10 protein-coding genes and 2 pseudogenes are annotated in these 22488 nt (G+C 69.3%); 2 read left to right on the forward strand and 10 right to left on the reverse strand.

Going from position 1 to position 22488, the window contains the following annotated elements; genetic code table 11:
- Positions 1-49: 49 nt before the first annotated feature.
- From glgB to ACH4EW_RS11345, 4 genes are all read right to left on the reverse strand, one after another.
- On the reverse strand, positions 50-2344 hold the full coding sequence (gene glgB / locus ACH4EW_RS11330) for a 1,4-alpha-glucan branching enzyme (protein ID WP_398254524.1): 2295 nt from the start codon (positions 2342-2344) through the stop codon (positions 50-52).
- Between the two features lie 63 nt (positions 2345-2407).
- Positions 2408-3814 carry a phosphotransferase gene (locus ACH4EW_RS11335; protein ID WP_398254527.1) on the reverse strand — a complete coding sequence of 469 codons (1407 nt, stop codon included), beginning with the start codon at positions 3812-3814 and terminating at the stop codon, positions 2408-2410.
- 236 nt (positions 3815-4050) lie between these two features.
- Positions 4051-5757: a maltose alpha-D-glucosyltransferase gene (treS, locus tag ACH4EW_RS11340; RefSeq protein ID WP_398254530.1), complete on the reverse strand. Its 1707-nt coding sequence runs from the start codon at positions 5755-5757 to the stop codon at positions 4051-4053.
- A complete protein-coding gene (locus ACH4EW_RS11345) occupies positions 5754-7805 on the reverse strand; it encodes an alpha-1,4-glucan--maltose-1-phosphate maltosyltransferase (RefSeq protein WP_398254533.1) in 2052 nt (683 codons plus the stop codon). Before ACH4EW_RS11345 ends, treS begins: the two co-directional genes overlap by 4 nt.
- 460 nt (positions 7806-8265) lie before the next feature.
- On the opposite strand from ACH4EW_RS11345, the gene glgP reads away from it, so the two are divergent.
- The gene (gene glgP, locus ACH4EW_RS11350) at positions 8266-10869 is read left to right on the forward strand and encodes an alpha-glucan family phosphorylase (RefSeq protein ID WP_398254536.1); all 2604 of its coding nucleotides are present in this window, start codon (positions 8266-8268) and stop codon (positions 10867-10869) included.
- A 105-nt stretch (positions 10870-10974) separates the two neighbouring features.
- Here the strand turns inward: glgP and ACH4EW_RS11355 are convergent, their stop codons facing one another.
- The 6 genes and pseudogenes from ACH4EW_RS11355 to ACH4EW_RS11380 form a co-directional block, all read right to left on the reverse strand.
- Complete coding sequence (locus ACH4EW_RS11355) at positions 10975-13011, reverse strand: M4 family metallopeptidase (protein WP_398254538.1); 2037 nt, start codon at positions 13009-13011, stop codon at positions 10975-10977.
- A 404-nt stretch (positions 13012-13415) separates the two neighbouring features.
- Positions 13416-15016, reverse strand: a pseudogene (locus ACH4EW_RS11360) (peptide-N4-asparagine amidase).
- 190 nt (positions 15017-15206) lie between these two features.
- Positions 15207-16229 (reverse strand): alcohol dehydrogenase, encoded by a 1023-nt coding sequence (locus tag ACH4EW_RS11365; RefSeq protein ID WP_398254541.1) that lies wholly within the window; start codon positions 16227-16229, stop codon positions 15207-15209.
- 441 nt (positions 16230-16670) lie between these two features.
- Positions 16671-17639 (reverse strand): ferritin family protein, encoded by a 969-nt coding sequence (locus tag ACH4EW_RS11370; protein ID WP_398254543.1) that lies wholly within the window; start codon positions 17637-17639, stop codon positions 16671-16673.
- Between the two features lie 433 nt (positions 17640-18072).
- Positions 18073-19944 carry an ABC transporter ATP-binding protein gene (locus ACH4EW_RS11375; RefSeq protein ID WP_398254546.1) on the reverse strand — a complete coding sequence of 624 codons (1872 nt, stop codon included), beginning with the start codon at positions 19942-19944 and terminating at the stop codon, positions 18073-18075.
- Positions 19941-21812, reverse strand: a complete 1872-nt coding sequence (locus ACH4EW_RS11380; RefSeq protein ID WP_398254548.1) for an ABC transporter ATP-binding protein — start codon at positions 21810-21812, stop codon at positions 19941-19943. Before ACH4EW_RS11380 ends, ACH4EW_RS11375 begins: the two co-directional genes overlap by 4 nt.
- A gap of 165 nt (positions 21813-21977) precedes the next feature.
- On the opposite strand from ACH4EW_RS11380, the pseudogene ACH4EW_RS11385 reads away from it, so the two are divergent.
- Positions 21978-22421, forward strand: a pseudogene (locus ACH4EW_RS11385) (ABC transporter ATP-binding protein); the annotation flags it as partial.
- Positions 22422-22488: the final 67 nt, after the last annotated feature.

Raw genomic sequence — 22488 nt, forward strand, 5'->3', positions numbered from 1 at the left:
GGCGGGCAGTAACCGGCCGTCTCCGGGCCGCGAGCCCCGCAGTTGTCGCTCACACCGGCTCGAACCAGACCGTCGCCAGTGGCGGCAGCGTCAGCAGCAAGCTGCCGGGCCGGCCGTGCGCGGCCTCCGGTTCGGGCTTCACCGGCCCGGGATGGTGGACATCGCTGCCGCCGTACCGGACGGCGTCCGTATTGAGGACCTCCGCCCACGCGACCTGACCACCGAGGACGTCCGGTACGCCGATGCGGTAGTCGTGCCGCACCACCGGGGAGAAATTGCTGACGGCGAGCAGCGGCGAGCCGTGCGCGTCGTAGCGCAGGAAGGCGAAGACATTGTCGTCGGCCGCACCGCCGTCCACCCAGTCGAAGCCCTCCGGGACGGTGTCGCGCTGCCAGAGCGCGGGGGTGGCGCGGTACACCGCGTTCAGGTCCCCGACCAGGGTGCGTACGCCCCCGTGGTCGCTCTCCGCCGCATACGAGGGGTCGAGCAGCCACCAGTCCGGACCGTGCCCCTCCGACCACTCCGCCCCCTGGGCGAACTCCTGTCCCATGAAGAGGAGTTGCTTCCCCGGGTGCGCCCACATGAAGCCGAGGTACGCCCGGTGATTGGCGCGCTGCTGCCACCAGTCGCCGGGCATCTTGCTGACCAGCGCTTGCTTTCCGTGCACCACCTCGTCGTGGGAGATCGGCAGGACGTAGTTCTCGCTGTACGCGTACACCATCGAGAAGGTCATCTCGTTGTGGTGGTACTTGCGGTGCACCGGCTCCTTCGACACGTATGCGAGGGAGTCGTGCATCCAGCCCATGTTCCACTTCAGCCCGAAGCCGAGCCCCCCGAAGCCGTCGGGGCCGACATGGTGGGTGGCGCGGGTGACGCCGTTCCAGGCGGTGGACTCCTCGGCGATGGTGACGACGCCCGGATTGCGCCGGTAGACGGTGGCGTTCATCTCCTGGAGGAAGGCGACGGCGTCCAGGTTCTCCCGGCCGCCGCGCTCGTTCGGCGACCATCCCCCGTCCTCGCGCGAGTAGTCGAGGTAGAGCATCGAGGCGACGGCGTCGACCCGCAGCCCGTCGATGTGGAACTCCTCGCACCAGTAAGTGGCGTTGGCGACCAGGAAGTTGCGTACCTCCGTGCGCCCGTAGTCGAACTCCAGCGTGCCCCAGTCCGGATGCGCCGCCCGCGACGGGTCGGAGTGCTCGTACAGCGGGCGGCCGTCGAACTCCGCGAGCGCCCAGTCGTCGCGCGGGAAGTGCGCGGGTACCCAGTCGACGATGACGCCGATGCCGGCCCGGTGCAGCGCGTCGACGAGGAATCGGAAGTCGTCCGGTGTGCCCATGCGTGACGTCGGGGCGTAGAAACCGGTGACCTGATAGCCCCAGGAACCGCCGAAGGGATGCTCGGAGACCGGCATCAGCTCCACATGTGTGAACCCGAGGTCCTTTACGTAAGCGGGGAGTTGGGAGGCGAGCGCGCGGTAGGTGAGCCCCGGCCGCCAGGACGGCAGATGGACCTCGTACACGGAGAACGGCGCCTCGTGCACCGGCACGTCCCCGCGGTGCGCCATCCATTCCTGGTCCTGCCACTCGTGGTGCGAGGCCGTCACGATCGAGGCAGTGGCGGGCGGGACCTCGGTACGGCGGGCCATCGGGTCGGCGCGTGTGGTGTGCGAACCGTCCGGGCGACAGATGTCGAACTTGTAGAGCGTGCCCTCCCCGATCGCCGGCAGAAACAGCTCCCACACCCCGCTGGATCCGAGCGAGCGCATCGGAAAGCCGGTGCCGTCCCAGTAGTTGAAGTCCCCGATGACCCGCACACCGCGGGCGTCGGGGGCCCACACCGTGAACCGGGTGCCCGCGACGCCCTGGTGTTCCATCGGCTGAGCGCCGAGCGCGGTCCACAGCTCCTCATGGCGTCCCTCGCCGATCAGATGCAGATCGAGATCACCGAGCGCGGGCAGGAAGCGGTACGGATCCTGCACCTCGATCTCGTTCTCCCCGTAGGTCACCAGGAGTTGGTACTCGGGGAGTGCGGGCATCGGCAGCAGCCCGGAGAAGAGGCCGTCGCCGTCGTCGTGCAGCTGTGCCCGCAGCCCCTTCGCGAGCACGGTCACGGACCGCGCGTACGGGCGCAGCACCCGGAAGGTCACACCGCCGCGGACCATATGGGCGCCGAGCAGGTCGTGCGGGGCGTAGTGCTCACCGGCGAGCAGCCGGGTTCGGTCGCCGTGGTCGAGGGGGCGTGCCCGTCGTACGCCCTGGCTGCCGGCGCCCCGGCGGCGACGGGGCGGCGCGGCATCGGTACCGGTGGCGGCGGGCGTTCTGCGGGACGGCTTGCGGGCGGTCACGGGGACAGCCTCCTCGGAGGGTGTTGTCGGGGCGGAACCGGGCGGGCGACGGCACTTGGGCCGTCAGTCGGAGACGGTGGCCAGCCGGTGGATCGCGGCCATCGGCACCGGAAGCCAGTCGGGCCGGTGCCGTGCCTCGTACAGCACCTCGTACACCGCCTTGTCGGTCTCGTGGGCGCGCAACAGCTCCGGTTCGCTGCGTGGGTCGAGGCCCGAGGTGTTGGCGTAGCCCTCGCAGTAGGCGGTCCGGCAGCGGGCCGCCCACTCGGCGTTCCACGGGCGGTGCGAGCGGGCCGCGTAGTCGAAGGAGCGGAGCATGCCGGCGATGTCGCGCACCGGAGGCTGCGGACGGCGGCGCTCGGGCAACGGCCGGGCGGGCTCGCCCTCGAAGTCGATCAGTGACCAGAATCCGTCGGCCGCGCGGAGCGTCTGGCCGAGATGGAGATCGCCGTGGACACGCTGGGCCGCCCAGTTGCGGCCCCGGTGCCCCAGCGCGGCCACCGCGTCGAATGCGGTCCGCAGCCCCGGGACGTACGGCATGAGCGCCGGTACCGCCTGGGCGGCGGCCTCCAGCCGCTGCACCATTGCGGCGGCGAGATGCTCGGTCTGGGCGCGGCGCAGGGCGGGTGTCGGCAGGGCGGCGGCCAGCGCCGTGTGCACCTCGGCGGTGGCCCGGCCCAGCGCGTGGGCCTCGTCGGTGAAGTCGCGGCTCTTGGCGAGGGCGCGCAGTGCGAGCTGCCAGCCGTCCTGTGCGCCGCGCAGGAACGGCTGCAGCACGCCGAGGGTGAGCGGCTCGGGTGCGGTGGCCTCGAACCAGGCGACGGGGGCGGGCACCCGTCCGCAGCCCTCGCGCGCGAGCGCGAGCGGAAGTTCCAGATCGGGGTTGGTGCCCGGGAAGATCCGGCGGAAGATCTTGAGGATGTAGGCGTTGCCGTAGACGAGCGAGGTGTTGGACTGCTCGGCGTCGAGCACCCGCGGTGCGAGCCCCGCGGCGATGGGCGCACCGCCCCGGTCGAAACGCAGGGAGCCGAAAGTGCCGGGGGTGCGGAGCCTCTCCAGCAGGAGTTCGGCCAGGCGCGGGTCGTGCAGCGCCTCGTAGACGGTGCGGCCGGTGAGCGGTCCGTCGGTCACATGGCCGATGAGCGCGGGCGCCAGCCGTGGGGGCAGCACGGACCGTACGCCGAGCAGCAGTTGGTAGCAGTCGTCCGGTGACTGCGCGGGCATGGACGGCTGGTGGACCCGGACCAGCAGGTGGAGCAGTCCGGCCCCGGCCCCGGTACCGGCGCCGACGCAATCGCTGCCCACCGGCAGCATTTCGGTCGTCGACACCAGCGAGAACGCGGTGATCGGCCGTCCCTTGCCCGCGAACCACCGCTGCCGGGGCAGCCATTGGTGCAGCAGAGGGGCGAGTGACGGCAGCAGGGCTGTGTTGGCAGCCAGAGCGACCCGAGTGGATGCAGCCTCCGACATGGCACAGCGTCCTTTCCCCGGGCACCCACAGGATGCGAAGAGTGTCCCGGATTGCGGCAATAGCTGTCCGGCTGTGCGGGACGTGTCGGGTCAGGATGGTCCGTACGGACTCGACTCGAGGGGATCGAAGCACCGGACGGGACGCGGAAGGGCCGGGAAGCGCTCGATGCGGGGTGAGTGATCCGTGCGGGGCGGTGGAAACCGCCCCGCGGTGAGTGGTGAGAATTGACGCCCGGTCAGCTCGTCGGTACGTCCTTCCGCAGCCGGAACCAGTAGAACCCGTAACCCGCGAGAGTCAGCAGGTAGGGCCACTGGCCGATGGGGGGGAAGCACACCCCACCGATCAGTTCCACCGGATGACGCCCGTTGAACGACCGCAGATCCAACTCCGTCGGCTGCGCGAACCGCGAGAAGTTGTGCACGCACAGCACGAGATCGTCCCCGTGCTCCCGGGTGAAGGCGAGCACGGCGGGGTTCGACGACGGCAGTTCGCTGAACGAGCCGAGACCGAAGGCGTGGTTCTGCTTGCGGACCTCGATCATCCGCCGTGTCCAGTGCAGCAGCGACGACGGAGAGGCCATCGCCGCCTCGACATTGGTGACTTGGTAGCCGTAGACCGGATCCATGATCGTGGGGAGGTAGAGCCGCCCGGGATCACTGGAGGAGAACCCGGCATTCCGGTCGGGCGTCCACTGCATGGGGGTGCGTACGGCATCCCGGTCGCCCAGCCAGATGTTGTCGCCCATACCGATCTCGTCCCCGTAGTAGAGGATCGGGGAGCCGGGCAGGGACAGGAGCAGCGCCGTGAACAGTTCGATCTGGTTGCGGTCGTTGTCCAGCAGCGGTGCCAGCCGCCGCCGGATACCGATGTTGGCCCGCATCCGTGGATCCTTGGCGTACTCCGCGTACATGTAGTCGCGCTCTTCGTCCGTGACCATTTCGAGGGTGAGCTCGTCGTGGTTGCGCAGGAAGATGCCCCACTGACAGTTCTTCGGGATCGCCGGTGTCTTCGCCAGGATTTCGGAGACCGGGTAGCGGCTCTCGCGCCGGACGGCCATGAAGATCCGTGGCATCACGGGGAAGTGGAAGGCCATGTGGCACTCGTCGCCGCCGGCCTGGAACTCGCCGAAGTAGTCGACGACGTCCTCCGGCCACTGATTGGCCTCGGCGAGCAGCACGGTGTCCGGGTAGTGCGCGTCGATCTCCTTGCGGACCCGCTTGAGGAAGTCGTGCGTCTCCGGGAGGTTCTCGCAGTTGGTGCCCTCCCGCTGGTAGAGATACGGCACGGCGTCCAGACGGAACCCGTCGATGCCGAGGTCCAGCCAGAAGCGCAGCGCGGAGATGATCTCCTCCTGCACCATCGGGTTCTCGTAGTTGAGATCGGGCTGGTGCGAGAAGAACCGGTGCCAGTAGTACTGCTTGCGGACCGGGTCGAAGGTCCAGTTGGACGTCTCCGTGTCGACGAAGATGATCCGGGCGTCCTGGAACTGCTTGTCGTTGTCGGCCCAGACGTAGTAGTCGCCGTACGGCCCTTCCGGGTCGGTGCGGGACTGCTGGAACCAGTTGTGCTGATCGCTCGTGTGGTTCACGACGAAGTCGATGATCACGCGCATCCCGCGCTGGTGCGCGGCGTCGACGAACTCCACGAAGTCGGCCAGATCACCGAACTCCGGCAGCACGGCGGTGTAGTCGGACACGTCGTAGCCGCCGTCGCGCAGCGGCGACGCGAAGAACGGCGGCAGCCAGAGACAGTCGATGCCCAGCCACTGCAGATAGTCGAGCTTGGCGGTGATGCCCTTGAGGTCGCCGATGCCGTCGCCGTTGGAGTCCTGGAAGGACCGGACGAGGACCTCGTAGAAAACGGCACGCTTGAACCAGTCGGGATCGCGGTCCTTGGCCGGGGTGTCCTCGAACATGTCGTGGACGGGCTCATTGACGATCATGGTGTGGGTGACCCTCCGGTCGGCGGGGACGGTCGCAGGACCACGATGTGCGCGGGCGTGACGCCCGGCTCCAGACGCACATAGAAGGTCCTGCCCCAGTGATAGGTGTCGCCGGTGAGCTCGTCGCGCACCGGCACGCTCTCGTGCCAGTCGAGGCCGAGTTGCGGCATGTCCAACGAGACCGTGGCCTCCTGGGTGTGGTGCGGGTCGAGGTTGACGACCACCAGAACGATGTTCGAACCCGAACGCTTGCTGTACGCGATCAACGCGTCGTTGTCCGCGGAGTGGAAGTGCACGTCGCGCAGCTGCTGCAACGCCGGGTGGCGGCGCCTGATGCGGTTGAGCGAAGTGATGAGCGGAGCCAGCGAACGGCCCTCACGCTCTGCCGACTCCCAGTCCCTGGGCCGGATTTCGTACTTCTCCGAGTCCAGGTACTCCTCGCTGCCGGGCCGGACCGGGGTGTTCTCGCACAGCTCGTACCCCGCGTACACACCCCAGGTCGGGGAGAGCGTCGCGGCGAGAACGGCCCGCGCCTCGAAGGCCGGACGGCCCCCGTCCTGGAGGTAATCCGGCAGGATGTCCGGGGTGTTCACGAAGAAGTTGGGCCGCATGTAGGAGGCGGATTCGCCCGAAAGCTCCGTGACGTACTCGGTGATTTCCTGCCTGGTATTGCGCCAGGTGAAATACGTGTACGACTGCTGGAAGCCGATGGCGGCGAGCGTCTTCATCATTGCGGGCCGGGTGAATGCCTCGGCCAGGAAGATCACATCCGGGTCGGTCCGGTTGATATCGGCGATCACCTTCTCCCAGAAGATCACCGGTTTGGTGTGCGGATTGTCGACGCGGAAGATCCGTACCCCGTGATCCATCCAGAAGCGCAGAATGCGTAACGTCTCCGTGATCAGGCCGCGCAGGTCCTTGTCGAAGGCGATCGGATAGATGTCCTGATACTTCTTCGGGGGATTCTCGGCGTAGGCGATGGTGCCGTCGGCACGGTGGTGGAACCACTCGGGGTGTTTCTCGACCCAGGGATGGTCGGGAGAACACTGGAGCGCGAAATCCAGCGCGATCTCCATGCGCAGGGTACGGGCGGTCCCGACGAAATGATCGAAGTCGTCGAGGGTGCCCAGCTCGGGATGGACGGCGTCGTGACCGCCCTCTGCGGAGCCGATCGCCCAGGGCACGCCCACGTCGTGGGGAGCGGGGGACAGCGAGTCGTTGGGGCCCTTGCGGTGGGTGGTTCCGATGGGGTGGATGGGTGGGAGATAGACGACGTCGAAACCCATGGCGGCGACCGCGGGAAGCCGCTCGGCAGCCGTACGGAAGGTCCCGCTGATGATCCTCGCCGGCTGTTTGGCAGCCTTTCCGGGCTTCCCCGCCCTGGCCTTCGTCTTCGCCCCGGCCGCTTCGACCGGTTCGGCCCTGGCCCCCTCCGAGCGGGGGAAAAGCTCGTACCAGGAGCCGAACAGGGCCCGCCGGCGCTCGACCACCAGAGGAAACGGGCGGGATGCGGTGACCAGTTCGCGCAGCGGGTGACGGGTGAGCGCGGCCTGCGCTTCGGGGGCGAGCGCCGCGGCGAGCCGGGCGGCGGCCGGGCGGGACTCGTCGCGCAGCGCGTCGGCCGCGGACAGCACCGCCTCGCGCCCGTCCCGCTTGGGTACGCCCGCGGCGGCCCGCTCGTACAGCTCGGCACCCTCCGCCAGGACGAGCGCGGTGTCGATCCCCGCCGGGATCTTGATCCGGGCGTGCTGCTGCCAGGTGGTGACCGGGTCGCTCCAGGCCTCGACCGCATACATCCAGCGGCCCTCGGAGACCGGGGTGACATCGGCGCCCCAGCGGTCGGTGCCAGGGGCGAGTTCACGCATCGGAGTCCAGGGACCGGGGCGTCGACTCGGATCCAGCAGGACCACATTGGCCGCGACTGCGTCATGGCCCTCGCGGAAGACGGTCGCGGTGACCTGGAAGGTCTCTCCGGCAACAGCCTTGGCGGGCCTTCTGCCGCAGTCGACGAGGGGACGGACGTCGAGGACGGGAATGCGACCGATCATGGAATCACCTGAGGGGCTGGAGCGCGGGCTGAACGGGGCGCGATGCGGCAGCGGAGGGCGAAATACGCGCACCGCGACCGATGGAGTCCGTCCTTTCTAGCCGCTCCGTCGACGGCTGACGGGGTGTGGGCATGGCCGCTCCTGTCCGCATTCACTCGAATGGCACTCGAATGGCTGGGGCGCGGATGTGTTGCGCGGATGCGAACCGGATGAACGCCTGTCCCGCGGGTGCCTCGCATTCGTGCTGCATTCGTGCTGCATTCGCGTGGTTCCGGGATTACGACCTCGCCCACGATTGGTAGCGACGCCGCTGACAACCGTGGGCGAGGTCGTTACGGAAGCCCTTGGGCGGCAGATGCGCCTGGACCGGCCGACCCGCCGATGGCGTCGAGGGTGACGGATAGAAGCACACCGTGGTGCGTCCCCTCGGATTCGTACGCCCCCTGCAAAGGTGGAATACGTGAAGGCCATTCGTCGATTCACCGTGCGTCCCGTCCTCCCCGACCCCCTTCAACCGCTCAGTGATCTCGCCCGCAATCTGCGCTGGTCCTGGCACACCGAGACCCGTGAGCTCTTCCAGGCCGTCGACCCGGAGATCCGGCGGACGGCGGAATGCGACCCGGTGCGGCTGCTCGGTTCCGTATCCGCCGGGCGACTCGCCGAGCTGGCCCGGGACCGGCAGTTCCTGCACCGGCTGGCCGAGGTGTCCGCAGACTTCAGGGACTACCTGGACGGTCCCAGGTGGTACCAGGAACGGCTGGCCCAGGGAGCAGAGCTGCCGGCCGCCGTTGCCTACTTCTCGCCCGAGTTCGGGGTGACCGCCGCACTGCCCCAGTACTCCGGCGGGCTCGGCATCCTCGCCGGCGACCATCTCAAGGCCGCCAGCGATCTGGGCGTCCCCCTCATCGCGGTCGGCCTGCTCTACCGGCACGGCTACTTCCGCCAGAGCCTGTCCCGCGACGGCTGGCAGCAGGAGCACTATCCCGTACTCGATCCGAACGAGCTGCCGCTCACCCTGATCCGCGAAGCCGACGGAACCCCGAGCCGGGTGGTGCTCGCCCTTCCTGGCGGCCGTTCGCTGCGCGCCCACATCTGGCAGGCCCAGGTCGGACGCGTTCCGCTGCTGATGCTCGACTCCGGTGTGGAGGAGAACGCGCCGGGCGAACGCGAGGTGACCGACCGGCTCTACGGCGGCGGCAGCGAACACCGGCTGCTGCAGGAGATGCTCCTCGGCATCGGCGGCGTACGGGCCGTGCGCACGTACTGCCGCCTGACGGGGCATCCGGCACCTGAGGTGTTCCACACCAACGAGGGGCACGCCGGCTTCCTCGGACTCGAACGCATCCGTGAACTCTCCGGCACCGGACTCGACTTCGACTCGGCGGTGGAGTCCGTGCGGGCAGGCACGGTCTTCACCACTCACACGCCCGTGCCCGCCGGGATCGACCGGTTCGACCGCGAGCTCGTCGCCCGGTACTTCGGGGACGACGGCGAACTCCCGGGAGTGGGCGTCGAACGCATCCTGCAACTGGGCATGGAGACCTACCCCGGCGGTGAGCCCGAGCTCTTCAACATGGCGGTGATGGGGCTGCGGCTCGCCCAGCGGGCCAACGGCGTCTCCACCCTCCACGGGTCGGTCAGCCGCGAGATGTTCGCCGGCCTGTGGCCCGGCTTCGACGCGGCGGAGGTACCGATCACCTCGGTGACCAACGGGGTCCACGCACCCACCTGGGTCGCGCCCGAGATCCTCCGGCTGCGCAAGGGATACGGCGGCACTCCCGGACGCTGGGACTCCGCCGTCGACGTCCCGGACCGGGAACTCTGGGACCTGCGAGGGGCCCTGCGCGGACAACTGGTCACCGAGGTGCGCGAGCGGCTCCACGCCTCATGGCGCACCCGGGGCGCGGAAGCGGCCGAACTCGGCTGGATCGACAGCGTGCTGGACCCGGAGGTGCTGACGATCGGCTTCGCCCGCCGGGTGCCCTCGTACAAGCGGCTGACGCTGATGCTGCGCGACCGCGACCGGCTGAGGGAACTGCTGCTCCACCCCACCCGCCCGATCCAGATCGTCGTCGCCGGCAAGGCCCACCCCGCCGACGACAGCGGAAAGCGGCTGGTGCGGGAGCTGGTGCGGTTCTCCGACGATCCCCGGGTGCGCCATCGCATCGTGTTCCTGCCGGACTACGGGATGGCCATGGCGCAGAAGCTCTACCCGGGATGCGACGTCTGGCTCAACAACCCGCTGCGCCCCCTGGAAGCCTGTGGTACGAGCGGCATGAAGGCCGCGCTCAACGGCTGCCTCAACCTCTCGGTCCTCGACGGCTGGTGGGACGAGTGGTTCGAGCCGGACTTCGGATGGGTGATCCCGACGGCCGACCAACTGGCCATGGACGAGGACCGCCGTGACGATCTGGAGGCGGGCGCCCTCTACGAGCTGATCGAGGACAGGGTCGCGCCGCGCTTCTACGACCGGGGCGGCGAAGGGCTCCCGGAGCGCTGGATCGAGATGGTCCGCCGCACGCTGGGCGCCCTCGGGCCCAAGGTTCTGGCAGGACGCATGGTGTCCGAGTACGTGGAGCGGCTGTACGCGCCCGCCGCGGTCGCGCAACGTGCGCTGGACTCCGGTACGGCGCGGCAGCTCGCGGACTGGAAGGCCAGGGTCCGCGCCGCCTGGCCGCGCGTCGCCGTCGACCATGTGGAGGCGGTGGCGCCCAACGCGGCGGACGGCTCGGCCGAGCTGGGGTCGACGCTGGTGCTACGGGTCCGGATCGCCCTCGGGGTGCTGGAGCCGGACGACGTGGAGGTGCAGGCGGTGGCCGGCCGGGTGGACGCCGCCGACGGGATCTCGGATGCCCAGGTCTTCCCGTTGAAGCCCGCCGGGGGCCAGGACCTGGAAGGCCGCTGGCTGTACGACGGTCCGCTGGCCCTCGATCGCACCGGGCCGTACGGCTACACGGTGCGGGTGCTTCCCGCCCATCCGCTGCTGGCGACCAGCGCGGAACTCGGCCTGGTGGCGCTGCCCACGGAGTCGACGGGGGACAGTGCGGGCCTGCTGATGCGCTGATCTGCCGTCCTGTGGCTGACCTGCGCCCGCGGCACACAGGAAACCGCCCGGGAGGAGCGTGCGCTCCTCCCGGGCGGCTCGGCCGGGTCAGGCCCGGCTCCGGGTTCAGAAGGTCAGCTTGAAGCCGTTGATGGTGCCCTTGTCGCCCGAGTAGAGGTCCTGGACCTTGAGCTTCCAGGTGCCGTTGGCGACCTCGGACGAGGCGTCGACCGTGTAGGTCTCCACGACGTTGTCCGCCGAGTCGCCGAGCTGGGCGCTCTTCAGCCGGTAGGCCGTGCCGTCCGGGGCGACGAGGTCGATGGCCAGGTCACCGCGGTAGGTGTGGGTGATGTCCACGCCGACCTTGAGGGTGCTGGGGGCGTTGCCCGTGACACCGGTGACGTCGACCGAGGTGGTGACGGCCGCGCCGCGGTCCGGGACGGCGACCTTGGTGGTGTTCTCGAAGACCTTGCCGCCGGGGTCGGGGTCGCCGCCGCCGGGGCGCGAGCCGACGTTGATGGCGGCCCAGGCGTCGGCGACGGACTTGTACTCGGCGCTGGTCGTGCCGTACAGGTCACCGGCCACGGCGAGGGTGCCGGTGCGGGCCGCCGCGTAGTTCGTCGTGGACGTGAACTTGGTGGTGAGCGCCTTGAACCAGATCAGGGCGGCCTTGTCGCGGCCGATGCCGGTCACCGGCAGACCGTCGGAGGTCGGGGAGTCGTACGAGACGCCGTCGATGACCTTGGCGCCGCTGCCCTCGGAGAGCAGGTAGAAGAAGTGGTTCGCCGGGCCCGAGGAGTAGTGGACGTCGATGTTGCCGATGCCCGAGTACCACGAGTCCTTGGACGAGCCATCCTTGCTGGGCTTGTCCTGGTAGCGCAGCGGAGTGCCGTTGCCATTGATGTCGATCTTCTCACCGATGAGGTAGTCGCCCTTGTCGGTGGAGTTGTTGGCGTAGAACTCGACCGCGCTGGCGAAGATGTCGCTGGTCGCCTCGTTGAGGCCACCGGACTCACCGCTGTAGACCAGGTTGGCGGTGGCGGCGGTGACACCGTGCGACATCTCGTGCGCGGCCACGTCGAGGGAGGTCAGCGGCTTCGCGTTGCCGGTGCCGTCGCCGTACGTCATGCAGAAGCAGCTGTCCTGCCAGAACGCGTTGACGTAGTTGTTGCCGTAGTGGACGCGGGAGTACGCGCCGACGCCGTCGCCCCGGATACCGGTGCGGCCCTGCACGTTCTTGTAGTAGTCCCAGGTCTCGGCCGCGCCGTAGTGCGCGTCGGCGGCGGCCGTCTCGGCGTTCTGCGGCGTGCCGTCGCCCCAGATGTCGTCGGAGCCGGAGAAGAGCGTCCCGGTGCCGGAGGTCCCGCGGTTCAGGTTGTTGGTCTTGTGGTTGCCGCGGCCCGTGTCGGTCAGCGTGTACGACGGTGCGGTGCCGAGGGTGACCTGGCCGCTGTACTGGGTGTTCCCGGTGCCGTTCTCGACGCCCTGCCACTCGTACAGCTTCGCGCCGGTGGTGGCGTCCGTGATGACGTGCAGCTCGTTCGGGGTGCCGTCGTGCTGGAGGCCGCCGACGACCGTCTCGTAGGCGAGCTGCGGCTTGCCCTGCGCCATCCAGACCACCTTGCGGGGTGCCCGGTCGGCCTCGGTCTTCTTGGAACCGTCGGCCTTGGCGAGCCCGAGCGCCTGCTTCTCGGCCACGGCGGGCGCGACGTCGGCCGCCGTGTCCACGGCCTTCAGCTGGGAGCTGGAGACCTTGGACGCCTTGGTGACGCTCTCGGTCGCCCCGGCCTTGGACTCCTGGACGACCAGGTCGCCGCCGAGTACCGGAAGTCCGGCGAAGGTGCGCTCGTAACGCGTGTGCGTGGTGCCGTCGTTGTCCTGGACGACATCCCGGACGACGAGCTTCTCCTGAGAGCCGAGACCGAGTTCCTTGGCCGTGGCAGCCTTGCCGGCGTCGGCCTCGCGGATCAGCTCGGCGCGCTTGGCGGGGGTGAGTTGCTTGGCCAGGGCACCGCGGTCGGCGCCGGCGGTCGCCGACGCTGCCGCGGTGTTGCTGCCGGGGTTGGCGGTGGCCGTGCCGGTCTGGACTCCGACGGCGAGGAGGGCAGCTGCGGCTATCAGAGCGCCGGTCGCGGTGGCACGACGGTTGGGCGTGGATCTCACGCGGACTCCTTCTGCGAGGGGGGTACCAGCGGCCGGTGGGCCCGGCCGGGGCGAACGAGAAGTGCGCAGAACGGGGTGAAGAGTGTCAGCCGGAGGACGTTCCTGTCAGGACCGCGTCAAGAATTTGGCCGGAACTCGTTCGTTGCCGAAAAGGTCATGTTCGTTAAGCGGACGTTTCGCCGGTCATCACCGCGATGCCGTACCAGCGTTCGTCGCAGCCCGAATTCGAAGAGCGAGTCCAGCTCGAGCTCGAACTCATCATGTTCGAACGGCGATTTGCGGAACGGTGGTCACCACTGGCCGAGATGGCATTGACTGTGGCTCATTTCCTACCTTCCGCTCCGGCCCGGTCAACTACCACCACCACCTGGGGCCCGACACGCACAGCCGGGCCCCAGGTGGGCTCAGCCCGTACGGTCCTCCGTCAGGATGCCCTGCTCGGTCCGCAGTGTGCGGTCGTAGCTGCCCTCCGACCCGTCCAGCCGGTAGCGCCCGCTCGACGTGCCGACGGCGTGGCGCTGGTCACGCGGGACACCCAGCGTCCAGGCGGCGTCGCCGGTGTACGTGTCGTCGAGCCGCGACCAGGAGATGCGCTTGCCGGCGCGTACGACCGAGGTGTCCGCGCGGTCCCCGAGCGTGAGGACGGTGCGCAGCCGGTCGTCCGTGCCGATCGTGGTCTCGCCGTCCATGGTGTAGACGCGATGGGTGTGCGCGACCCGCGCCGGGCCGCGGCCGTCCACGGTCACCGTCTCGTCGTCGTCCCAGCGTGACGTGAGCCCGTCGGTGTTCTCGCCCTCCGTCCAGTGGTGGGCTGAGGTATTGGCGAGGGTGCGCGAGACGGTGGTCTCGACGCGCCCGTGCGAGGTGTTCACATAGCCGGCGACGGTGAGCCGGTGGCCACCCTTGGTGTCGAGCCGGTTCAGTGAACCGGGCGTGAATGTCGTCGAGTTGGAAAGATCACTCTGATCGTGCTTCGTGAGCGCCCCGGTGACGTGCTCGCTGCCCTCGTCCTGCCAGACGAGGACGTTCGTGGCCGTGCTCCAGCCGCTCTGCCCCTCGGGCAGGCCCGCGACCGACACCTCGACGCGGTGCTCGCGCCCGTCGTTGAGGATGCCGGCGAACGGCGTCAGGTCGTACTCGATCGGCTTCACGTCGAAGGCACGCGGCGCTGGAACGACGTACCACAGGAAGGGGTTGGACCAGCCGCCGGTCCACACGTTCGGGAACGGCGCCGCGATTCCCGCGAGTTGGCCGTCGACCTTGACCTGCACCTCGCGGTACGGGCCCTTGTCCGCCGTGCACGAGTAGGACGCGGCGTCCGGCACGGTCAGGTACCAGAACTCCTCGCAGCCGCCGCCGGATCCGGTGGCGTACACCTCGGCGACGATGCGCTCGGAGTTACGCGGCGTGGTCAGCGTGGCGCCCTCCAGCCGGAGGACCTTGTCCGGCGTCTCGGCGGCCTTCGTACTGCCCTTCGCGGCATAGAAGGTCAGCGTGACCTTGACGTCGATGACGCCGGTGTATGTCTCGTTGACTACATTGCCGATGAGTATTTCGACGGGCTGCTCGCGGCGCAGTGTGTCGCTGTAGTGGGTGACGTCCTTCTCCACCGACCAAGTGATCCCGTCGACGGAGGGTTCGGGCGTGGACGTACGGAACACCTCGACGCCGCCCATGCGGAGGTAGCCGAGCCGGTCGTACTGACGGCGCCCTTCACCTTTCCGTCGAGGCGCAGCACCACCTTGCTCCAGCGGTCTCCGCACTCCTTGGGTGGGGCGTAACTTCCCCTGTACGGCGTGAAATCGCGGAACTGCGCCTCCGCGATGCTGACTTCGCAGGATCGGGTGTCGGGCTTCTCGATGGCCGGCGCCGCGGTCAGCGGGTCGTGCCAGTCGGTGCCGAACTCCACGGGAACCGACTCGGCCGCGGCCGCCGGGCTCGCGCCGAGCACCGATCCGGCGGCCAGCACCAGTCCGGCGAGCATGGACGTGATCTGTCGTCTCATGAGGCAGGAGTGAAGCGCGGGACGAACAAGTGCGCCAGGGGCGAAATTCCGATCTTGGCGTGATCTGTGCGCTCGTGCGGAAAAAACGATTGTCGCGGACTCCGGCGGAACGCGAACCTTGCACGGTTACGTCGCAGCTGCTGTGCCCGGAGCCGCCCTCGCCCCGCCGTCCTGTGCGGGGCCGGGTGCGTCAGCCGGTGGTGAGAACCATCCGGAAGCGGGCGGCGCCGGACATCATCTTCCGGTACGCCTCAGTGGCCTCGTCCAGTGGCACGACCTCGGTCATCGGGCGGATCCGGTGCAGCGCGCTGAACGCCAGGGTGTCCTGTACGTCCTGCGCGGTGCCTGACGGGTGGCCCCTGACGACCTTGCCGTTCATGAGCAGTTGAGTCGGGCTGATCCCCAGCGGTTCGGTGTCCGCGCCGATGACCACCAGCTCGCCGCGGGGAGCGAGCCCGTCCACGGTCGCCGTGATCGCCCCGGAGTTGGCGGCGGTCGCCAGGACGGCCCTGGCGCCGCCGAGGGCCTGCAGCGCGTCCGCGACGGAGGTGTTCGCCGTGCTGTCGATGTAGTGGAGCGCACCGAGTTCCTTCGCGAAGTCGGCCTTGGCGGCTCCGCGGGCGATGGCCACGGTCTCGAAGCCCATGGCGGCCGCGTACTGCACCCCCAGGTGGCCGAGCCCGCCGATGCCGAGCACCGCCACCAGGTCACCCGGCCGGGCGGAGCTGCGCCGCAGCCCGTTGAACGTGGTCACGCCCGCACAGGCCATGGGCGCCGCATCGGTCGCGTCCAGCCCGTCGGGGATCCGGGCCAGGGCGTCCGCCGGCGCGATCACCTTCTCGGCATAGCCACCGTCGTACGTCCAGCCGGGGACCTTCAGGTACTGGCACACGACGAAGTCGCCCTGCCTGCACGGTGTGCAGTGGCCGCAGCTGCCGCCGAACCAGCCCACCGCCACGCGGTCGCCCACCTGCCAGGCGTTCTGCGTTCCCTCACCGAGCTCCTCGATCCGCCCGGCGATCTCATGCCCGGGGACCAGCGGAAACCGTACGCCCGGAAGCGCAGCGTTCACGAAGAGGGCGTCGCTGTGGCAGATCCCGCAGGCATCCACGGCCACCCGCACGTGGCAGGGGCCCGGCTGCGGTATCTCACGCTCGACGATCTCGAACGGACCGGCGGCGGCGGCGACTTGCGCGGATCGATAGACGCTCATCTTCAACTCTCCGGGATATGAGTGGACGGCGGCCCCCGGAATGAGCAGACCACCTACGGCCCGATCGCGCGCGCCGAGTGGTGCAGGCGAGGGCCTGGCTGCTCGGCCGCGCTGGTCTTCGTCGGGTTCGAAGGCGGTCCGCATGGCTAGTGCCGCGACCGGCAAGGTTTGCCCCGTCGCGACGCCCGGCACGCGCGCTCGCGGCGTTGGCCAAAAGCCCAGGTAGCGCCGCTACCAGGGCTTTTGGCCGCCTTGCGATCACACGCACCGGTCGCCGCTCCTTTACGGGCAAACCTTGCCGGTCGCGGCACTAGTTGGGCGGTAGGCGGTGAGCCGACAACAGCCGTACCGGCGGCGGCCCGGTGCGCCCTGTGGCTGTGGCGCGTCGGCCGGCCGGACGTTCTTGCTCGTGTCCGGCCGGTCTCGCGGCTTGGTCAGCGGTCAGCGCAGCTGGTCGAGTGCCTGTTGGAAGGCGGCCGCGCGTTCGGCCTTGTCGGCGGCGATGTTGCTGAAGTAGCGGTCGGCAGCGGTGTCACCGACGGCCTTCGCCTGCTTGGCAAACCCGGGGTAGATGGTGGTCGCCTCGGAGCGCTCCCCGGTGACGGCCTTGTCCAGGTTCTCCTTCGTGGTGCGCACCAGCCCGGCCAGTGCAGCCTCACCGGCGAGGTGCTCGTTCAGCTCCACTGCGGCTGTCCCTTCCCACAGGCGGGCCAGTGCGGGGTTTCCGCTCTGCTTCGCCTGCTCTGCGAACAGCATGTACTTGGCGTAGGCCAGAGCCTCGCCGTGCATCGCGGTGTCCAGGTTGGCTTTCGTGCGGGCGGCGTTCACCTGCGGCAGCCCGGCGAGTACCGCGACCGGGTCGGCCTTCTGTGGTACCGGGATGGTGCCACGGCCGGAGGTCAGGACGTCGAGTGCCGTACGGAAGGCATCGCGGTGACGGCCCTCGTCCGCGGCGATCTCCGTGAACAGGTCGGCGGCCTTCATATCCCCGTCCTGCCGGGCCCGAGTCGCGAAGTCGCGGTACATGATTTGGTTCTCGTATGTCTCCCCGCTGATGGCCTGACGCAGGTTGGCCGCGTTCCCGCCGGCGATGCCGGCCAGCGTGGCCGCCTCGCGCAGGTGCTCGTTCAGCTCGGTCTGCGCAGTGTTCGGGAAGAGCCGTCCGATGTCGGCGTGGCCCTCGCGGTCGGCTTGAGCGCCGAAGAGGCTGTAGATGGCGTCAGCGAACGCCTCATCCTTCATGGCAGTGGTCAGGTCGGAGCGGGTCTGCGGGGCCAGGGCCTTGGCGGCGTTGTAGGTGACCTTGTGCTGATCGGTCGACGCGACAAGGGCCACGGCCGTAGCCGCCTGAGACGCGGCGGTAAGTGTGCACAGGCCGACCAGAAGCGTACGAATCGAGTGGCGGACCATGATGCCTCCTTACGGGCACTGCTGGTGCGAGTGCCCCCTCCTCATGCGACCCTCAGACGCTCGCCCCCGCCCCTTCACGTGGCCCATTCGAGTGGACACGCACAGTGAGATCGTTCAGCGTTGCCGCTCCAGGGCGAGGTCAGCGGTGGTGATGGACGACATTCGACTCGGACTGCATCGGGCTCTTGAACGGAGTCGCGGGGCGGCGACTTCAAGCCGCGTCCGTCCGGGGCGGGGGTGTGCGCGGAGGCGAATGCAGCGCCCCGCCGCCGGTGTGCGTCGGCTGGTGACCGCTCGAAACGTTTGCGAGCCGTCCACCACGATGCTGCTCTTCACAGGTCCGCTCGCGCCACGCTGCAGACGCAGCCTCGGCTCCGCATACGGACGGACCGTGGCGTGTCCGGAACCCTGTGCGGCGGAGAACCCCTCCCCGTCACGTCAGGCTCTCCCGCCACGCCCGGTGGAGCCCGGCGAAGCGGCCCGTGCCGCCGATGAGTTCGGCCGGGGCGCCGTCCTCCACGATGCGCCCGTGCTCCATCACCAGGACCCGGTCCGCGATCTCCACGGTCGACAGGCGGTGGGCGATCACCACCGCGGTGCGGCCGTGCAGCACCGTGTCCATGGCACGCTGCACCGCCCGTTCGCCGGGGACGTCCAGAGAGCTCGTCGCCTCGTCGAGGATCAGCACCGCCGGGTTCGCCAGCAGGGCCCGTGCGAACGCGACCAACTGGCGCTGACCGGCCGAGATCCGGCCGCCCCTCTTGCGTACGTCCGTGTCGTATCCCTCGGGCAGTCCGGCGATGAAATCGTGCGCGCCGATCGCCTTCGCGGCCTGCTCGATCTCCTCACGGCTCGCGTCCGGGCTGCCGATCGCGATGTTCTCGGCGACCGTCCCGGAGAACAGGAACGCCTCCTGCGTCACCATCACCACACCCCGCCGCAGCTCGGGCACGGCCAGATCCCGCAGATCGGTCCCGTCCAGCAGCACCCGGCCGTCGGTCGGGTCGTAGAAGCGGGCCAGCAGCTTGGCGAGCGTCGACTTGCCCGCACCCGTCGAACCGACCACGGCCACGGTCTGGCCGGCCGGGATCGTCAGATCGAAGCGGGGCAGCACCTCGCCGCCCGTCCGGTACGCGAACCGCACCGAGTCGAAGACGACCTCGCGGCCCGGGTGCTCACCCGTGAGCGCGGGCAGCTCCTGCGGATCCGACGTCTCGGGCACGGAGGGGGTCTGGGCGAGCAGGCCCGCGATCTTCTCCAGCGAAGCCGCGGCCGACTGGTAGGAGTTGAGGAACATGCCGAGCCGGTCGATCGGGTCGTACAGCCGGCGCAGATAGAGCACGGCCGCGGCCAGCACACCGAGCGCCAGCGTGCCCGACGCCACGCGGTACGCGCCCCACAGCACGATCCCGGCGACCGCCGTGTTGGCGACCAGCCGGGAGCCGACGACATAGCGCGCCATCTCCAGCATCGCGCCGCCGTTCTTCCACGCGTGTGTGCTGTTGAGGTCCTCGAAGTGCCTGTCGTTGATCCGCTCGCGGCGGAATGCCTGGACGGGACGGATGCCGTTCATCGACTCGGCGAACTTCACGATGACCGCGGCGATCGCCGTCGAGCGCGCCGCGAAGAGCACTCCGGCCCGCCGTCGGTAGAGCCGTACCAGCAGATACAGGGGGGCGAAGGACAGCACCGCTACCGCGCCGACACCGAAGTCCAGCCAGAGGAGCACCAGCGAGATGGAGACGAAGGACAGGACGATGCCGATCAGTTCCTGCAGTCCCTCGCTGAGCAGTTCGCGCAGCGACTCCACATCCGTGGTGGAACGGGAGATCAGCCGGCCCGACGTGTAGCGCTCATGGAAGTCCACGCTCAAGGCCTGCGCGTGGCGGAAGATCCGCCCGCGCAGATCGAGCAGCACGTCCTGGTTGATCCGGGCGGAGGCCACGATGAACGCGTACTGCACGGCTCCCGCGGCCGCCGAGCACAGTGCGTACCCCACCGCCACCGCGATCAGCGGCCCGTACTCCTCGTCCCGGAAAGCGGGCACACCGCTGTCGATGGCGTACGCGACGAGCAGCGGGCCCGCCTGTACCGCCGCCTGCTGGATCAGCAGCAACAGCGCGGACACCAGCAACCGACCCCGGTGCGGCCGGAGCAGCGAAATCAGCAGTGCGCGGGTCGCACCACGGGGCGTGGGCAGATCGTCCCGGTCGAACCGATCCCCGCCACCGTCGGAGAGGGACGGGTCCTCGGGCTTCTTCGGTGCGTCGCGTTGCTCGGCGGGCCCGGTCGTCGTACTGGTCATCGGATGCGGCCCTTCTCGGCAGGGACGTCCGGCACCAGGCGGTCCTCCTCGGACGGGTCGGGGAAGGCGTCCTCGGCACGTGCCGCCTCCTGTGTGCTTCCGGCGCCCGACATCAGCCACGCGTACTCCGCGCTGCTGCGCAGCAGTTCCTGATGCGTGCCGACAGCGGTGATGCGGCCCTCCGACAGCAGCGCCACCCGGTCCGCGAGCATCACGGTGGACGGACGGTGCGCGACGACGATCGCCGTCGTCTCCTCGAGCACCTGCCGCAGGGCGGCCTCCACCAGCGCCTCCGTGTGCACATCCAGGGCGGAGAGAGGATCGTCGAGCACCAGGAAGCGGGGGCGGCCGACCACGGCGCGGGCCAGTGCGAGCCGCTGCCGCTGCCCGCCGGAGAGACTGAGCCCCTGCTCGCCGACCTGGGTGTCGATGCCCTCGGGCAGGTCGTACACGAAGTCGGCCTGCGCGACCGTGAGCGCCCGCCGCAGCTCTTCCTCCCCGGCGCCTTCGGCGCCCATCAGCACGTTCTCCCCGACACTCGCCGAGAAGAGCGTCGGCTCCTCGAACGCCACGGACACCAGCTCGCGCAGCTCCTCCCGGGGCATGGTGGTGATGTCCCTGCCGTCCAGCGTGATCCGTCCCGCGGTCGCCTCGTGCAGCCGCGGCACGAGCGCGGTGAGCGTCGTCTTCCCCGAACCCGTGGCCCCGACCAGGGCCATCGTCTCGCCGGGGCGGATGCGCAGATCGACCCGGGACAGTACGGGTACGGAACCGGCGCCCGCATCGGGGTAGCGGAACTCCACGCCCTCGAAGACCATTTCGCCCTGGCCGGCCGTGTCCCTCGGCGCGCGGCTGCCGGCCGCGGCCGTGTCCTCCTCCTCGGCCACATCCATCACTTCGAAGAACCGCTCGGTCGCCGTCGCCGACTCCTGGCTCATCGCCAGCAGGAAGCCGATCGACTCGATCGGCCACCGCAGCGCGAGTGCCATGGAGAGGAAGGCGACCAGCGTGCCCGCCGACAGCCCGCCGTCCGCGACCTGGACCGCGCCGAGGACCAGCGCCGCCCCGATGGCCAGCTCGGGGATCGTGGTGATGGCGGCCCAGATGCCCGCGAGCAGGCGCGCCTTGCCGAGTTCCGTGCTACGAAGCCGCTGCGAGAGGGCACGGAACGCGAGGGCCTGGCTGCGGTGTCGGCCGAAGCCCTTGATGATGCGGATGCCCAGCACGCTCTCCTCGACGACTGTCGTCAGATCGCCGACCTGGTCCTGCGCCTTGCGTGCCACGAGCGAGTACTTCGTCTCGAAGACCGAGCAGAGAATCACCAACGGCACCACCGGGGCGAGCAGTACCAGCCCCAGCGTCCACTGCTGCATCAGCAGAATGATGAAACCGATCAGGATCGTCGTCCCGTTGACCAGCAGGAAAGTCAGCGGAAAAGCCAGGAACATGCGCACCAGCATCAGGTCCGTGGTCCCGCGCGACAGCAACTGCCCCGATGCCCAGCGGTCGTGGAACGCCACCGGAAGCCGCTGCAGATGCCGGTACAGGTCGGCCCGCATCGCCGCTTCGACCCCGGCCAGCGGCCGGGCCACCAGCCAGCGCCGTATCCCGAAGAGCACGGCCTCGGCGATGCCCAGCAGCAGCAGGTACAGCGCGCCCAGCCAGACTCCCCCCGGGTCACGGTCCGCCACCGGGCCGTCGACGATCCACTTCAGTACGAGGGGGATCACCAGGCCGGTACAGGAGGCGACTATCGCGACCAGCGCGGCGCCGAACAGGCGGTTCCGCACCGGCTTCACATAGGGCCACAACCGCATCAGCGAGCGTACGACGGACCGTTTACTGGGCTCTACATCTTCTTCGGGCATCACAGGCGAGCCTACGATTCACCACGGACATCGCTCATGTGGTTTTTCGGCCGTCCGGCGGTGCCGGAACCCGTTGGTCGTACCCCGTATCAACCGATCGGCCGATGCCGCTTCGAGCGCGATGGACGATGGTGCGCCGCTTCCTGAGAAACGATTCTCGTAGGCATGGCAATCATCGAAGTGAACGCGGTGCACAAGGCCTACGCCGGGCGCCCCGCGGTCGACGGAGTGAGCTTCTCCGTCGACGAGGGGGAGATCTTCGGGATCCTCGGCCCCAACGGAGCGGGCAAGACCACCACCGTCGAATGCATCGAGGGGCTGCGGGTCCCCGATGCCGGTACGGTCCGCGTCGCCGGTCTCGACCCCGTCGCCGACCACGACCGGGTCACCCGGCTGCTCGGCGCGCAACTCCAGGAGAGCGAGCTCCAGCCCAAGCTGACCGTGGCCGAGGCCCTGGAGCTGTACAGCGCCTTCTACCCGGACCCCGCCGACTGGCGCGCGCTGGCCGAACGGCTCGGACTGCACACCAAGTACGGCACCAGGTTCGCCAAACTGTCCGGTGGTCAGAAGCAGCGGCTGTCCATCGCGCTCGCCCTGGTCGGCAACCCGACAGCGGCGTGACGGTCCTTCGGTCCTTCTGGTCACCCACTTCGTGACTCTTCCACCCCCTGGGGGT

The organism is Streptomyces sp. NPDC018000, from assembly GCF_044328025.1.
GTDB lineage: Bacteria > Actinomycetota > Actinomycetes > Streptomycetales > Streptomycetaceae > Streptomyces.